The sequence below is a fragment of the Streptosporangium sp. NPDC000095 genome (assembly GCF_042899335.1).
In the GTDB taxonomy this organism is placed as follows: Bacteria; Actinomycetota; Actinomycetes; order Streptosporangiales; family Streptosporangiaceae; genus Streptosporangium.
The window spans coordinates 120,965-134,870 of sequence record NZ_JBIAZS010000017.1; the positions used below are offsets into that span (position 1 = coordinate 120,965).

Consider the following 13,906-nt stretch of genomic DNA (forward strand, 5'->3'; position numbering starts at 1 on the left):
GCAGGAGATTTCCGAGGCTGACCATGATCGGTTCTACCGCTGATTTCTGCATCCAGACTCCTCGAAGGCCTGCCTGGCGGAGCGGCGAGCCACCGCGGAGATCGAGTGGAACCGGCTCTGGGCCGCGAAGGCCGGCGTTATGGAGTGAGGACCACCTTGTTGCACTCGTCCTGCTTGTTCTTGAACAGCTCGAACGCGTGCGGCGCCTCGCTGAGCGGCATCCGGTGCGAGATGACGAAGCTCGGATCGATCTCGCCTCCGCGGATCCGCTGCAGCAGTGGCTCCGTGTAGCGCTGCACGTGGCACTGGCCGGTGCGGATGGTCAGCGACCGGTTCATGACGGTGCCCATCGGGAACTTGTCCACGAATCCGCCGTAGACGCCGATGACGGACACCACGCCGCCGTTGCGGCAGGCCATGATGGCCTCGCGCAGCACGTACGGGCGCTCGGTCTCCAGCCGGGCGGCCTGCTTGGTGCGGTCGTAGGCGTACATGGCCGGAGTCGGATGGTGGGCCTCCATGCCGACGGCGTCGATGCAGGCGTCCGGGCCGCGCCCGCCGGTCATGTCGCGCAGCGCGTCCAGCACGTTCACCTCCTCGTAGTTGAGGACCTCGGCGCCGGTCCGCTGGACCCGCCTGAGCCGGTACGGGAAGCGGTCGATGACGATGACCCGGTCGGCGCCGAGCAGGAACGCGCTGGCCGCGGCTAACTGCCCGACCGGCCCCGCGCCCCAGATCGCGATCGTCTGGCCCGGCTTGATGTCGCACATCTCCGCTCCCATGAAGCCGGTGGGGAAGATGTCCGACAGGAACAGCACCTTCTCGTCCGGCAGGTCGTCCTCGACCTTGATGGGACCGACGTCGGCGAACGGGACGCGCACGTACTCGGCCTGCCCGCCGGGGAAGCCGCCCAGCATGTGGGAGTAGCCGAAGATGCCGGCGGGCGCGTGGCCCATCAGCTTCTCGGCGATCCCGGCGTTGGGGTTGGAGTTCTCGCACACGGAGTAGAGGCCCTCTTCGCAGGCGAAGCAGGCGCCGCAGGCGATCGGGAACGGCACTACGACGCGGTCGCCGACGTGCAGGTCACGCACGCCGGAACCGACCTCGACGACCTCGCCCATGAACTCGTGGCCGAGCACGTCCCCCTTCTTGACGGTCGGGATGTAGCCGTCCACGAGGTGCAGGTCGGAGCCGCAGATCGCGGTGGAGGTGACGCGGACGATCGCGTCGCGCGCGTTGAGGATCTGCGGGTCGGGAACGTCTTGGATCTCCAGGCGGTTGCGGCCCATCCACACGTTGGCTTTCATGCCCGTCCTCCGATCGGTTGTGCGGGACGCTGGTGGAGCCGGCGCAGGGTGCGGTGGCCCTCGGGGCTGCCCTCGGAGCGGACCACCTCGCCGGTCTCCATGACCTGCTTGAAGCGGCGCAGGTCGTCGCGGACCTGCTGCTCGGGGTGCTCGCCGAACATCCGGGCGAGGGCGGCGGCGAGCTTGTGGCCGGGCGCGCCGTACTCCAGCGAGACGTCCACGACGGTGCCGCGCCCACCGGGGCCGTCGCTGAAGCTGACCAGGCCGGCGGTGGAGACGCCGGTGCCGGGCACCGACCGCCAGGCGATCAGGTCGTCGGCCCGCTCGTCGATGATTTCGGCCTCCCACTCCAGGTCGACGATCGGGCCCTTGGCCTTCCAGCGGGAGCGGCGCTGGTTGATGGTGCGCACCGAGTCCAGGTGCACCATGAAGGAGGGCAGGTTTTCCAGGTCCCGCCAGAAGCGGTAGACCTCCTCGCGTGGCTTGTTGATGGTGATGGAGGCGCGCACCTGCAGCGGGCCCTTGGCCTTGGCGGTGCCGCCCCGGGCGCAGGCGACGTCGATGGCGGTGATCCCGGCGACCGCGCCGAGCGCGGCCAGCACGCGGATGCGGCGGGCGCCCGTGCGGTTGGCGGCGGCCTTGCCGAGGACGCCGAGATTCATCGTGTCGCCGGCGACCCTGGTCCACGCCCATTGGGCGGGATTCTTGGTGCCGAGCAGCAGCGCGGCGTGCAGGAGTTCGCGCCCGCCGACGAGCCTGGCGACGGTCGTGGCCTCGGGCGCGTCGTCGACGCCGCACAGGCGGGTCACGGCCCGTGGCGCCGCCAGTTGCGCCGCGCCCAGCGCGAGGCTGGTCCACCCGAGCGCACGGGCGAATTTGTTGATCATCATGCCCCCTAACACAGGTTGCGGTGGTATGTGCGCACGCCGCAGGCGGCCCCGATCTGCCGACGCCCCCGCGTCTATCGTCTCCTTTCCCCCGACAAAACCGACGACACCGGCAGATTCGGGCACGAAAGGTGCAATTCGCCTGGATGGCCGTCCACGACGGGTTTCGCATCCCGCGCCGAACCTGCTAGCGGCCGAACAACGCCAGGCGGTTGCTGCGCGTCGCCGACCGTCGCGCTGCCCAGCGGCGGCACACTCGCCGCGTCGAGGAGCGTTCTGATCCGCGATGACGGGAGTTGTCGCAGATCAGAACAGGTTCGGCGGCTGGTGACACGTTGGTTGACGGCCCCCCGAACGGCGGCGACATCGAATGCTCAGTCGCCGGGCGACGGCCGTCCCTGGCCGACGGATGATGAGCGATCGGCGAAGACGAGTTCGCCACCCAGCTGACTGTACAGCTCCAGCTGGTCGTAGTAGATCCGGTGAGAGAGGATCTTGTCGTTGCCGACGGAGCAGGTGCTGGTGCCGCGAACGGCGACGGGACGGCCGGTTCCGTCCAGCACACCCCCGCGGGGCAGCATGAAGGGCCCGTTATGCGTGCCGGTGAGCATCCATTCGGTCACCACGGGATCGGCGCAGAACACCGTGTGCCAGACCGTCATGCGCAGGTCCGGAAACCCTTTGAAGACCTCCTCGTAGAACGAGGCGATCTGGTCGTGTCCTTCCGCGACGCCCTCCGGAGTCACCAGGACCCCGTCCTGGCTGTGGCACTGAAGGACACGATCCAGATCGTGGGCGTTGAATGCCTCGAACAGCTTGTCCTTGAGCGCGCGAGCGTCGCCCATGGTCATCACCCCTTCGACGGGAACCCTTCCGGCGACGGACGCGTCATCACGGCGGCCGGCCTTCGCTCGGGACCGGCCGCCGTGGTGGCGTGCGCACTCGCGGCGGCCGGTCCGGACGCCGTGTATCAGTTGAGCTTGCCGGGATGGAGGACGACCTTGGTCCAGCCGAGATCCCTCCGGTCGAAGTGCTCGTAGGCGTCCGGCGCGTCGTCCAGGTTCAGTTCGTGCGAGACGACCCAGGACGGGCGGGCCTTTCCTTCGTGGATGAGTGTCATGAGCGCCCGGTTGTAGCGCTTCACGTTGCACTGACCGTTGCCGATCATCTGGCCCTTGAACCAGAACATGCCGTAGTCGAAGGCGATCTCGCCCTGTTTGAAGAGATCGTCCGGGCTGCCCGGGTCCGACGGGATGAAGACACCGACGACGCCGATGGTCCCGGTGAACTTGACCGATCTGACGAGGTTGTTGAGCGTCATGTTGGGATGCTCGTGCCCCTGTGGGTCGTGTGCCTGGTAGCCCACGCACTCACAGCCCCGATCGGCTCCCCGGCCCTGGGTGAGCTCCATGATCTGATCGACCGGTGGCGCCTGGGAGTCGTCGATCGCGATCGCGCCGATCTCCTTGGCCTTGGCGAGCCGGTCGGGGTGGCGGTCGACGACCATCACCTTGCTCGCGCTCTTGAGCGTGGCGGAGTAGGCGGCCATCAGCCCGACGGGCCCCGCTCCGTAGATCACGACCGAGTCGCCCGCCTCCACCTGGGCGAGTTGAGTCGCGTGCCAGCCGGTCGGCCAGATGTCGGCGAGCATCACGTAGTCGTTCTGCTTCTCCTTCGCGTCGCCCGGGAGGACGAGGCAGTTGAAGTCGCCGTACGGCACGCGCAACAACTCGGCCTGGCCGCCGTTGTAGGGCCCCATGTCCGCGAAGCCGTAGGCCGCCCCGGCCATGCCCGGCTCGGGATTGGTGGTGAGGCAGTAGGCCGTCAGGCCCTTTTCGCAGTTCATACAGAAGCCGCAGGAGATGTTGAACGGGATGCAGACCACGTCGCCGACGCGGACGTGGTCGACGGCCGATCCGACCTCGACCACTTCGCCAAGGTTTTCGTGACCGAGGACGCGGCCTGTCTCGAAGTCCGTCCGGCCTTCGTACATGTGCAGGTCCGACCCGCAGATGTTGGTCGCGGTGATGCGAACCAGGACATCGGTGGGCCGCTCTATGCGCGCGTCCGGGACTTCCTCGACGCTTACCTGTCGAGGTCCGTTGTACACGATTGCTCTCATGATTTCCTCGCATGCGGTTGATCGCGAAGGATCGCCTTACCCGTCGGCGACGGGGCGAGAGGTTCTACGCCGTACAGCAGGTCAACGTTTCGTTCCTCCTTCCTCGCTCGCCGCGGCCGTGCCGCGGGAAGGGGCCGGCGCTGAACTCACCGGGCGTCCGGGGCGGGCCGTTCCGGGCTGATCGCCGAGGCCGTCCCGGCCGCCTCAGAGCAGCAGATCGAAGACACGTGTCGTGCGCTCCCACTGCTCGGTCGCGGGGTTCTTCACGTCCGGATCCACGATCTTGAAAGCCTGAGCCAGTGCCACCGACAGGCCGCCGACGATCTCGGGCAGGCGGCCGACGGTCTCCTCACCGATCGACAGGTCGAGCGGAGGCAGTGCGGCGAGCTGCTCCAGGATGGGTTTCAGCTCGATGTCCTCATCGAGGAGGCGGAACCGGTGAATGCTCTCCTGGAGGCCTTTGGTGACGGGTAGATCCCAGGGTTCGACGATGTCGCGACGGTTCGCCTTGGCGTGGGCCTGGCCGATCACCAGAAGGTCGTAGAGCTTGTCGTTCACGAAGTCGCCGTAGCGCCGGAGGTCGTCCTTGTCGACATCGACACCTGCGGCACTGCGGAAGAAACGTTCGAATCTCGGCACCGCCATGACAGCCATGGAGGTCTCCTTCCTTCCGGCCCGGAGTCACTCTCCGGCCTGGAGGTAGTCGTGGATCAGCCGTACGGCCATGGCGCCTTCACCGACCGCCGCGGCCACCCGCTTGATCGACCCGCTCCGCACATCCCCGGCCGCGAACACGCCCGCCCTGCTCGTTTCCAGCGGAAACGGCCGGCCGGCGGAGTCGGGCGTGCCTTCCTTGCCGGACCGGGTGGCGTCCGCGCCCGTCAGGATGTAGCCCCGCGGGTCGAGCGCGATCTCGTCGGCCAGCCAGGCGGTGTACGGCTCCGCGCCGATGAAGATGAACATCGCGCGGGCCTCGATCGTGGAACGCTCGCCGGTGACGTTGTTCTCGGCGACGACCGCGGCGAGCCTCTCTTCTCCCATCAGCTCCCGGACCTCGGTGTTCAGCATGACCTGGATCTGGGGGTGCCGTTCGATCTCGACGGCCAGGTAGCGGGACATGTTCGCAGACAGCGCGTCCTCGCGCACGAGCAGCCGGACGCAGGCGGCGTGCCGGGCCAGGAAGAGGGCGGCCTGGCCGGCCGAGTTGCCTCCGCCCACGATGACGATCGGATCTTGCTCGCACATCTGGGCTTCGAACATGGTCGCCGCGTAGTAGACGCTCGTGGGCTCGAACCTTTCCAGATTCTGGACATCGAGCCTCCGGTAGCGGACGCCGGTCGCGACGATCAGGGTCCGCGCGTGGATCGTGCCGCCCTCCCCGACGGTGACGATGTGATCGCCCGCGTCCAGGCGCAGTCCGCACGCCTGTGCGGGGACGCAGAAACCCGCGCCGAACTTGCCGGCCTGGATCGCCGCACGCTCCGCCAGTTCACCGCCGGAGATCCCGGAGGGGAAACCGAGGTAGTTCTCGATCCGCGAGGAGGTGCCCGCCTGGCCACCCGTCGCGACATCGTCCAGGACCATCGTCGCGAGACCCTCCGACGCCCCGTAGACCGCCGCCGCCAGCCCGGCCGGCCCGGCCCCGATGACGAGCAGGTCGCATCGGGTCTCCTGCACCCGTGGTGCGAGGAGCCCGACCGCCCGGGCCAGCTCCGCGTTGCTCGGGTTGCGAAGCACCCTCTCGCCACCCCAGATCACGACCGGGGTCTCCTGCGGGGTGACGCCCATGCTCCGCAGGAACCGCTCCGCCTCCTCGTCCTGCTCCAGGTCGATCCACCGGTGCGGCAGCCGGTTGCGTGCCGCGAACTCCCGCAGCCGCCGGGAGTCTGCCGAGAAGCGGGAGCCGATGATGCGGAAGCCCGCCCCCAGTCCGATGAGCATCGTGCGGCGGATGAGGTATGCGCGCAGGATGAGGTCGCCGAGTGCCGGATCCCCGGCGACCAGGTGGCGGAGCGCGTCCGCCGGCACGGCGAGAACCTCACCGTCCTCGGCCACCACACCGGTGACGAAGCCCACCTGGCCGGTGAGCACGTTGAGCTCTCCCAGGAACCGGCCAGCCCCGTGGACACCGATCACCCGGTCGTCCGCTCCGAATCCCTCGACCGTCGCCACCTTGCCGGCCAGGATCGCGAAGAACTCGGTGCACGGAAGACCCTCCGCGTACAGGACCTCGTCCTGACGGACGCGGCGCCGCTCGCCGTGCGGAGCCAGCGCCTGGAGTTGCGCGTCGCTCAGCCGCGGGTAGGCCCCCTGTGGGTCCGGCGTCTCGCAAAGCTCAGGCGGCCAGCGCATCGTCCACCCATTCACGGAGGACTGGAGCCGGCGCCGCGCCCGATCGCCGGGTGATGACCCGGCCCTGATCGATCACGACAAGGGTCGGGATGGCCTGTACGGTGAAGCGCTCCGAGAGCCGGGGCGCTTCGTCCACGTTCACCTTCACCAGCTTCAGGCGACCGGCAAGATCGGCCGCGACCTGTTCCAGCGCCGGGCTGACCATGTGGCACGGGCCACACCAAGGTGCCCAGAAGTCGACGACCACCGGGACCTTGGCCGCCTCGACGACCTCGCTGAAGTCGTCGTCCCCGGCCTCGGTGACCCAGGGAAGCGGCTGGTGGCAGTCGCCGCACCGCGGGATTCCCGAGGCGACCCTGGGCAGCCGGTTCTTCCGCCCGCATTTAGAGCATTGAACGACGCTCGCGTCCTTGGTCTGTGACCGCATGGTCAGACCTCCGGATTCCCCTACGTCATCGAGAGTGTGCCGCCGGTCGGTGCGACATGGATGACCGCCCCGTCGAGGGCGTCCCCGGCAACCGGTTCGCCGGTCCTGGCGGCCGCTCGGTGACGAGCCGCCGCTCAGCCTTCTCCACATCCCCAGACTAGCTCCGCCGCCAAAGACGCTTTGCAGCACCCCCAACGCTGACCAGCGACTATCCCCGCGCGTGATCCCTTTTGACGTATTCGTGTGCCCTGAAAGTGAAGGAGAGTTCGACGTAGGCGAATGATCTGAAGGGCTCTCCGCTCGGGTCGATGCGACCAAGTGAAAAGTAGCCGTGTGTAGTTATGGTCACCGATGGTGACGGTCAGGGGCTGGCCGTTGCCGCTGCCTGTTGGTCGTGTTCGCGGAGCATACGCATCACGGTGGCGGCCGAGGGGGGCCGGCCCTTGCGCTTACCGGTGGTGATGACGAGCCGGCGAGGAATTCCAGGCCGATGTCGCTGGCTTTGAGCTGTTCGGCCAGTGCCGCGAGTTCGATGCCGCGGCCGAGCCCTTCGTGTTCGTGGACCACGAGGGTGACCGCGACCACGCGCGTAGTCGTCGTCGCTCACCCCGGCCGCGTTTCATGAATGTGTTTCACAGATCATGTCATTTCATCGCCGTAGTTCTGGGAGATCAGGGCCGAGATGCGTGCGCATCAGGAGGCACGCAGCGTCTCGTGCCTGGTGTGCGATTTCGGGTGTGCCGAAGATCGCTGCGGTGGTGATCGCTCCTTCGGCGAGGAGCGCGAGCTGATCGGCCAGTTTGGCGGGCCGCCCAGATGCCTTCACGAGCCGGGCGAGGTAGTCGTGGAAGGCCCTCTTGTGGTGCTGGGCCTGCTCGGCGACCTCGGGCGAGACCGCGCCCAGCTCGCCGAAGGAGTTGATGAAGGCGCATCCGCGGTAATCCGGCTCGCAGAACCACTTGTGCAGCCAGTCGAACACCGCGGCGATCCGCTCCTCGGGCGTCGGCTGCGCCTCGACGTAGTCGGCGAGAGCCCGCCGCCACCGTGAATCCCGCTGCTGCAGGAATTCCAGCACGAGCGCTTCCTTGGAGGGGAACAGCTGGTAGAGGCGCTTGAGAGACACCCCGGAGGCGTTGCGTACCGCATCCATCCCGACCGCCTGGATGCCCCGGCTGTAGAACAGCTCCTGGGCTGCGTCGAGCACCCGTTCCCGTGCCGCTTCCCGATCCACCATCTGTGCCCCCTTGCGCGGAGAACCAACGTTCTCTACTCTAGCAAGTAGTTGAGAGAACGAACGTTCTCCGATGTTTCCAGGGCTCACCGGGCCTGCGGTGAGCCCCCAGAGTTCGAAGGAGTCGAGTCGACATGGCTGACACGACCCGCCCGCCGGTGCCACCGTTCACCCGGGAGACGGCCATCGAGAAGGTCCGATTGGCCGAGGACGCGTGGAACACCCGCGACCCACAGAAGGTGTCGCTGGGCTACACGGTGGACTCCCGCTGGCGCAACCGCTCGGAGTTCGCCACGGGCCGAGACGAGATCGTCGCGTTGCTGACCCGCAAGTGGAACACCGAGCTCGACTACCGGCTGATCAAGGAGCTGTGGGCCTACGACGGCAACCGCATCGCCGTGCGCTTCGCCTACGAGCACCGCGACGACGCCGGGAACTGGTACCGCTCCTACGGCAACGAGAACTGGGAATACGACGAGCGCGGCCTGATGCACACCCGCCACGCCTCCATCAACACCCTCCCCATCGCCGAATCCGAGCGCAAGTACTTCTGGCCGCTGGGCCGCCGTCCCGACGACCACCCCGGCCTCAGCGATCTCGGCTTCTGAGGACGCCTTCTCGGCAACCACCGAAGGGAGTGGCCCATGCGAGACTGGAGTTGGCTCGGTTTGGCGGCTGGAGGTCGAGCACACCCGTACCGACGGACGGCAGAGCATCATCGTGCTGGACGCCGGCCGGGCGTGAGATCGACCACCTACGAACGGCTCTACACCGGCCGCATGCGCGACGGCGTCCAGCTACCCACCCCGATGTTTCCCAGCCCTCTGGCCCAGACCGGACACCGCCGCTTCGGGCGACCATACGCGGCAGGTCGTAGGCGCCGACCTGGCTGATGGCAGGGAAACCTCCGTGAGGCGTCACCGTCGACGTGGGCGGTTTCGCCTCAGGCGTGCATCCGCCTGCCCAGGGCGGTCTCGTAGGCACGCATCGTCCGCACGATCGTGGCGCGCTCGGCCGGTGTGAGGTCGGTCAGGACCTCGGCCCACGCCAGCGCGCTGCCCGCCAGCCACTCGCGGATCGGCTCGGCGTACTCCGGTGCGATCGCGACGACCCGCCGCCGCCGGTCGGCGTCGTCCTCCTCCCGTGTCAGGACACCGCGTCGAGACAGGTCGCCGACCATGAGGCTGATGGTCGTGGGAGCGACCTCCAGTCGTTCCGCCAGGCGGTTCACCGTGCTGGGGCCGTCGTACTGCAGGTAGGCGAGCAGCGACAGGTGACGGGGGGCGAGATCGAATGTCCGCAGCGACTCGGGAACGGGCATCCGCTTGGCCCGCCCGACGAGCCTGGGCATCAGCAGCAGCATGGACCGCACCGCCTGCTGGGTCGTCATGCCGTCCGCGTCGTTGACCATCTGGCACCTCACCAATTACCTTTGCATATAAAGCTGATTTGAGAACAAACAGGAGGCCCTCGATGCCACATCTGACGGTCCGGGTGTTGGAGCCGCAGCTCGAAGGCAACGAACCGGCCCTCATCGCCGCGCTGACCGACGCGGTGGTCGAAGTGTACGGTGAGTGGGCTCGCGACGTCGTGGTGATCCACCTCGACGGCGTACCCGCCGGACGCTGGGGCCTGCGAGGCAAGCCGGTCGACGAGGCCCCGCCCGCGATCACGTTCGGTATCCGTGAGGGGGCGTTCACCCGCCCCGACAGCGACGAGCTCATCGCCAGGCTCGTGCGAACCGTCACCGACGCCACCGCCGACGTCCTCGGAGCGCACCTGCGCGACACCGTCGCGGTCGAGCTCGTCGCGACCCCGGCCGGCCGCACCGCGATCGGAGGTGTGATCGTCGACGGCTGATCCCGTTCTCGCACATCGAGGTGGTACGTCACTCTCCTTCGCGTCAGGGCGGCTCCGGCCGGCGCACCTTCTCACTCCGCAAGTGGTTCACGAAGATGCAGAGAATATGGCTCGTCGTGGCCGAATCCGGCGTGACCGAGATGATCCGCGCGAGGGCGATCGAACTCGGCTCGTTGCCGGATGTCGAGAATGTGGTGCCGGCTCCGTCTCAGGTACACCGGTGGCCACGACGGGCCGCCCAGCGAAGAAGGAGAACCACCATGGCGATTCAGCGGATGGACAACGTCGGCATCGTCGTCGACGACCTCAAGGCCGCGATCGCGTTCTTCGTGGAACTCGGCATGGAGCTGGAAAGCGAGGCGCAGATCGAAGGACTCTGGGCGGACCGTACCGTCGGACTCGACGGTATCCGGAGCGACATCGCGATGATGCGGACCCCGGACGGTCACAACAAGCTGGAGCTGATGAAGTACCACGCCCCCGCGGCGATCAGCGCCGGGCCGCAGAACCCGCCGCCCAACACGCTGGGCCTGCATCGGGTCATGTTCGCCGTCGACGACATCGACGACACCGTCGCCCGCCTGCGCGCCCACGGCGCCGAACTCCTCGGAGATCTGGTGCGCTACGAGAACAGCTACCGGCTCTGCTACCTTCGCGGCCCCGGCGGGATCATCCTCGCGCTGGCCGAGCAACTCGGCTGACGGCCCGTCGCGGCCGACCCGCGACCAACCGGAACGATCCGCCGGATGGACCGAGAACGACAGCGAAGAGGGCGGCCGGGCAACACACGATCGCTCGCGTGGGTTGGATCTCCCACGCCTCGACCCCGCAGCGGTACGCGGACTCCGTGAAGTCCGCCGGAAAATGTCGCGACGGGATGTCGAGAAGCCACGCGCCGCTCCGTCCCCGTGGTGAACACCGCCACAATGGGCCGTACCTCACCAAGGAGAACACGATGGCCAAGTACCTGCTGCTCAAGCACTACCGGGGCGCGCCGGCATCGGTGAACGACGTACCGATGGACCAGTGGGAGCCGGAGGAGATCTCGGCCCACATGCAGTACATGCGTGACTTCGCCGCCCGGCTTGAGAGCACCGGCGAGTTCGTCGACAGCCAGGCGCTCTCCCCGGAGGGCACCTTTGTCCGCTACGACGGCGAAGGGCGTCCGCCGGTCACCGACGGCCCGTTCGCGGAGACCAAGGACCTGATCGCCGGCTGGATGGTGATCGACGTCGAGACCTACGAGCGGGCGCTTGAGCTGGCCGGCGAGTTGTCCGCGGCGCCGGGAGCGGGCGGGAAGCCGATCCACGAGTGGCTTGAGCTGCGACCGTTCTACGGGCAGCCCACGGTGGTCGAGTGAACGAGTCGCTGCTGCGGGAGCTGGTGCCCGCGGTGATCGGCGTTCTCGTCCGCCGTGGAGCCGACTTCGCGGCGGCCGAGGACGCCGTGCAGGACGCCCTGGTCGAGGCCGTACGTGTGTGGCCGGACGATCCGCCACGGGATCCCCATGGGTGGCTGATCACCGTGGCCTGGCGGAAGTTCCTCGACGCCGCCCGCGCCGACACCTCGCGGCGGCACCGCGAGGTGCGCGTCGAGACCGAGCCCGTACCCGGCCCGGGGAAGGCGGTGGACGACACGCTCCGCCTGTACTTCCTGTGCGCGCACCCGTCCCTGACACCGGCCTCGGCCGTCGCGCTCACGCTGCGCGCGGTCGGCGGCCTCACGACGCGTCAGATCGCGCAGGCATACCTCGTGCCGGAGGCGACCATGGCCCAGCGGATCAGCAGGGCCAAGCGGACCGTCTCGGACGTCCGGTTCGACCGGCCGGGAGACGTCGCCACGGTTTTGCGCGTGCTCTACCTGGTCTTCAACGAGGGCTACTCCGGTGACGTCGACCTCGCCGCCGAGGCGATCCGGCTCACTCGACGGCTGGCCGCGGCGACCAGGCACGAGGAGGTCGCGGGCCTGCTCGCACTCATGCTGCTGCACCACGCCCGGCGACCGGCACGAACCGGCCCCGACGGCAGGCTCGTCCCTCTGGCCGAGCAGGACCGCGGCCTGTGGGACACCCGCCTGATCACCGAGGGCGTCGACGTGCTCCAGGCGGCCCTCGCCCGTGACCGGCTGGGCGAGTTCCAGGCCCAGGCCGCCATCGCCGCGCTGCACGCCGACGCCCGAACGGTCGAGGAGACCGACTGGGTGCAGATCGTCGAGTGGTACGACGAGCTGGTGCGCCTCACCGGCAATCCGGTGGCCCGCCTCAACCGGGCCGTCGCGGTCGGCGAGGCCGACGGCCCGCGGGCCGGTCTGGCCGCCCTCGCGGAACTCGACCCCTCCCTGCCCCGCCACACCGCCGCCGCGGCGTACCTGCGCGAACGTGACGGCGACCCGGTGACCGCGGCACGTCTCTACGCCGAAGCCGCCCGATCGGCACCCAACCTCTCCGAACGCGACCACCTCACGCGACAGGCCGCACGGCTCAACGCGCGACTGCGCGGTTGAGCCGCGGACACCGGGCGTTCACCCAAGACCGCCGTCGTCGCCGACGCGGGTGTGGCGCGGCCGGCGAGGCGGACGGCCGCCTGGCGGTCGTAGGGCAGGAGGAGCGGTGTGAGGGTGGTCGGCTCACGGATCTGGCCGGATCCACGGGTGAGCGCGGAGATGGCCGGGTCCGGACCGCGGCAGGCGCGGGAATCGCGCCTGCCGCGGTCCGGACCGATGGGTGTCGTGTGCGATCAGCGGGTGGCGCGGGCCGCCGCTGTGATGACAGCGACGGTGGTCTCGGGCCGGGAAATCATGATCACGTGTGAGGCTTCCCTGACTTCGCTGGTGTGCGCGCCGGCGCGCTTGGCCATGAACCGCTGGGCTGCGGGTGGGATGGCCCGGTCGGCGCCGGCGACCAGATACCAGGAGGGGACGGCCTTCCAGGCGGGCGCTCCGCCCGGGGAGCCGAGCGCGGCCAGGGCGGCCGGGCGCTGGGTGGCGGCCATCAGGGCTGTGTCGCGGGCGGGCAGGTCGGCGGCGAAGGCGGTGCGGAATGCGGCGGGGGCGATGTAGGCGTCGGTGCCGGTGCCGCCGCCGGGCAGCGGGTACTGGCGGGTGATCAGGCTGGTGGGCAGCTGGCTGCCGGGGAACCTGCCGGTCAGGTCGAGCGCCGACTCGGCTTCCTCAGGTGCGAACGCGGCGATGAAGACCAGCGCCTTGACGTTGGGGTGGCCGGTGGCGGCGTTGGAGATGACCGCTCCACCGTAGGAGTGGCCGACCAGGATGACCGGCCCGTCGATGCTGGAGACGACGCTCGACAGGTAGGTCGAATCGCCTGCCAGGTCGCGCAGGGGATTGGCGGGGGCGATCACCGGGTAGCCGGCCTCCTGGAGCCGGGCGACGACCTTGCTCCAGCTCGAGGCGTCGGCGAACGCACCGTGGACCAGCACCACCGTGGGTTTGGCGGTATACCGGCTCGCCGTGGTGGAGGCGGCGGCCGGGGGAAGAGCCGTGACCAGCATGGCCAGGACGGCCAGCGTCACGGGCAGCAGGATTCGGATTCCCGGCCGGGAGAGCGGAGAGGTTCGTGAGGGCACATGCGCGGACATGGCGGATCTCCTTGGTCAGAAGTGAAGGTGTCAGGCGAGGCGAGGACGGCTTCGACGTCGAAGGAGGCCGGTGCGTCGTTCACGTCGGAGACGGGCGAGCTGTCGGCTGCTCCTGTTTCGGCGTCGG

Annotated in this window: 16 protein-coding genes; 5 read left to right on the forward strand and 11 right to left on the reverse strand. The window is 68.7% G+C overall.

Annotated features, from left to right (window positions below):
- Positions 1 to 137: 137 nt before the first annotated feature.
- The 9 genes from ACFY3V_RS31440 to ACFY3V_RS31480 form a co-directional block, all read right to left on the reverse strand.
- A complete protein-coding gene (locus ACFY3V_RS31440; protein WP_362906137.1) occupies positions 138 to 1,307 on the reverse strand; it encodes a zinc-dependent alcohol dehydrogenase in 1,170 nt (389 codons plus the stop codon).
- On the reverse strand, positions 1,304 to 2,197 hold the full coding sequence (locus ACFY3V_RS31445) for an SRPBCC family protein (protein ID WP_389778518.1): 894 nt from the start codon (positions 2,195 to 2,197) through the stop codon (positions 1,304 to 1,306). The genes ACFY3V_RS31440 and ACFY3V_RS31445 overlap by 4 nt, the downstream gene beginning before the upstream one ends.
- Before the next feature lie 371 nt (positions 2,198 to 2,568).
- Positions 2,569 to 3,039, reverse strand: coding sequence for an ester cyclase (locus ACFY3V_RS31450; RefSeq protein ID WP_362906141.1), 471 nt, complete (start codon positions 3,037 to 3,039; stop codon positions 2,569 to 2,571).
- Positions 3,040 to 3,164: 125 nt separating this feature from the next.
- The gene (locus ACFY3V_RS31455; RefSeq protein WP_362906143.1) at positions 3,165 to 4,316 is read right to left on the reverse strand and encodes a glutathione-independent formaldehyde dehydrogenase; all 1,152 of its coding nucleotides are present in this window, start codon (positions 4,314 to 4,316) and stop codon (positions 3,165 to 3,167) included.
- A 204-nt stretch (positions 4,317 to 4,520) separates the two neighbouring features.
- The gene (locus ACFY3V_RS31460) at positions 4,521 to 4,970 is read right to left on the reverse strand and encodes a DUF1931 family protein (RefSeq protein ID WP_362906145.1); all 450 of its coding nucleotides are present in this window, start codon (positions 4,968 to 4,970) and stop codon (positions 4,521 to 4,523) included.
- Positions 4,971 to 4,997: 27 nt separating this feature from the next.
- On the reverse strand, positions 4,998 to 6,668 hold the full coding sequence (locus tag ACFY3V_RS31465) for an FAD-dependent oxidoreductase (protein ID WP_389778521.1): 1,671 nt from the start codon (positions 6,666 to 6,668) through the stop codon (positions 4,998 to 5,000).
- Positions 6,652 to 7,095, reverse strand: coding sequence for a thioredoxin (trxA, locus tag ACFY3V_RS31470; protein ID WP_389778524.1), 444 nt, complete (start codon positions 7,093 to 7,095; stop codon positions 6,652 to 6,654). The genes ACFY3V_RS31465 and trxA overlap by 17 nt, the downstream gene beginning before the upstream one ends.
- 414 nt (positions 7,096 to 7,509) lie before the next feature.
- A complete protein-coding gene (locus tag ACFY3V_RS31475; RefSeq protein ID WP_389778526.1) occupies positions 7,510 to 7,680 on the reverse strand; it encodes a hypothetical protein in 171 nt (56 codons plus the stop codon).
- 64 nt (positions 7,681 to 7,744) lie between these two features.
- Positions 7,745 to 8,329: a TetR/AcrR family transcriptional regulator gene (locus ACFY3V_RS31480; RefSeq protein WP_389778528.1), complete on the reverse strand. Its 585-nt coding sequence runs from the start codon at positions 8,327 to 8,329 to the stop codon at positions 7,745 to 7,747.
- A gap of 131 nt (positions 8,330 to 8,460) precedes the next feature.
- Between ACFY3V_RS31480 and ACFY3V_RS31485 the strand changes: the two genes are divergently transcribed.
- Positions 8,461 to 8,934: a DUF1348 family protein gene (locus ACFY3V_RS31485; RefSeq protein WP_389778530.1), complete on the forward strand. Its 474-nt coding sequence runs from the start codon at positions 8,461 to 8,463 to the stop codon at positions 8,932 to 8,934.
- A 335-nt stretch (positions 8,935 to 9,269) separates the two neighbouring features.
- Here the strand turns inward: ACFY3V_RS31485 and ACFY3V_RS31490 are convergent, their stop codons facing one another.
- Positions 9,270 to 9,737: a MarR family winged helix-turn-helix transcriptional regulator gene (locus tag ACFY3V_RS31490; protein ID WP_389778532.1), complete on the reverse strand. Its 468-nt coding sequence runs from the start codon at positions 9,735 to 9,737 to the stop codon at positions 9,270 to 9,272.
- A 62-nt stretch (positions 9,738 to 9,799) separates the two neighbouring features.
- On the opposite strand from ACFY3V_RS31490, the gene ACFY3V_RS31495 reads away from it, so the two are divergent.
- The 4 genes from ACFY3V_RS31495 to ACFY3V_RS31510 all read left to right on the forward strand — a co-directional run bounded on the left by ACFY3V_RS31495 (position 9,800) and on the right by ACFY3V_RS31510 (position 12,688).
- Positions 9,800 to 10,186, forward strand: a complete 387-nt coding sequence (locus ACFY3V_RS31495; RefSeq protein ID WP_362906165.1) for a tautomerase family protein — start codon at positions 9,800 to 9,802, stop codon at positions 10,184 to 10,186.
- A gap of 275 nt (positions 10,187 to 10,461) precedes the next feature.
- A complete protein-coding gene (locus tag ACFY3V_RS31500; protein ID WP_389778619.1) occupies positions 10,462 to 10,887 on the forward strand; it encodes a VOC family protein in 426 nt (141 codons plus the stop codon).
- 254 nt (positions 10,888 to 11,141) lie between these two features.
- On the forward strand, positions 11,142 to 11,546 hold the full coding sequence (locus tag ACFY3V_RS31505) for a YciI family protein (protein ID WP_362906167.1): 405 nt from the start codon (positions 11,142 to 11,144) through the stop codon (positions 11,544 to 11,546).
- The gene (locus ACFY3V_RS31510; RefSeq protein ID WP_389778535.1) at positions 11,543 to 12,688 is read left to right on the forward strand and encodes an RNA polymerase sigma factor; all 1,146 of its coding nucleotides are present in this window, start codon (positions 11,543 to 11,545) and stop codon (positions 12,686 to 12,688) included. The genes ACFY3V_RS31505 and ACFY3V_RS31510 overlap by 4 nt, the downstream gene beginning before the upstream one ends.
- A 233-nt stretch (positions 12,689 to 12,921) precedes the next feature.
- Here ACFY3V_RS31510 and ACFY3V_RS31515 read toward each other — a convergent pair whose 3' ends face one another.
- The gene (locus ACFY3V_RS31515) at positions 12,922 to 13,779 is read right to left on the reverse strand and encodes an alpha/beta fold hydrolase (RefSeq protein WP_389778537.1); all 858 of its coding nucleotides are present in this window, start codon (positions 13,777 to 13,779) and stop codon (positions 12,922 to 12,924) included.
- Positions 13,780 to 13,906 lie beyond the last annotated feature (127 nt).

Bases quoted from the DNA above. Each gene is read 5' to 3' on its own strand.
- ACFY3V_RS31465 (WP_389778521.1), bottom strand. From the start codon at position 6,668: ATGCGCTGGCCGCCTGAGCTTTGCGAGACGCCGGACCCACAGGGGGCC.
- ACFY3V_RS31505 (WP_362906167.1), top strand. From the start codon at position 11,142: ATGGCCAAGTACCTGCTGCTCAAGCACTACCGGGGCGCGCCGGCATCG.
- ACFY3V_RS31450 (WP_362906141.1), bottom strand. From the start codon at position 3,039: ATGGGCGACGCTCGCGCGCTCAAGGACAAGCTGTTCGAGGCATTCAAC.
- ACFY3V_RS31460 (WP_362906145.1), bottom strand. From the start codon at position 4,970: ATGGCTGTCATGGCGGTGCCGAGATTCGAACGTTTCTTCCGCAGTGCC.
- ACFY3V_RS31500 (WP_389778619.1), top strand. From the start codon at position 10,462: ATGGACAACGTCGGCATCGTCGTCGACGACCTCAAGGCCGCGATCGCG.
- ACFY3V_RS31455 (WP_362906143.1), bottom strand. From the start codon at position 4,316: ATGAGAGCAATCGTGTACAACGGACCTCGACAGGTAAGCGTCGAGGAA.
- ACFY3V_RS31440 (WP_362906137.1), bottom strand. From the start codon at position 1,307: ATGAAAGCCAACGTGTGGATGGGCCGCAACCGCCTGGAGATCCAAGAC.
- ACFY3V_RS31445 (WP_389778518.1), bottom strand. From the start codon at position 2,197: ATGATGATCAACAAATTCGCCCGTGCGCTCGGGTGGACCAGCCTCGCG.
- trxA (WP_389778524.1), bottom strand. From the start codon at position 7,095: ATGCGGTCACAGACCAAGGACGCGAGCGTCGTTCAATGCTCTAAATGC.
- ACFY3V_RS31485 (WP_389778530.1), top strand. From the start codon at position 8,461: ATGGCTGACACGACCCGCCCGCCGGTGCCACCGTTCACCCGGGAGACG.
- ACFY3V_RS31490 (WP_389778532.1), bottom strand. From the start codon at position 9,737: ATGGTCAACGACGCGGACGGCATGACGACCCAGCAGGCGGTGCGGTCC.
- ACFY3V_RS31515 (WP_389778537.1), bottom strand. From the start codon at position 13,779: ATGTCCGCGCATGTGCCCTCACGAACCTCTCCGCTCTCCCGGCCGGGA.
- ACFY3V_RS31480 (WP_389778528.1), bottom strand. From the start codon at position 8,329: ATGGTGGATCGGGAAGCGGCACGGGAACGGGTGCTCGACGCAGCCCAG.
- ACFY3V_RS31495 (WP_362906165.1), top strand. From the start codon at position 9,800: ATGCCACATCTGACGGTCCGGGTGTTGGAGCCGCAGCTCGAAGGCAAC.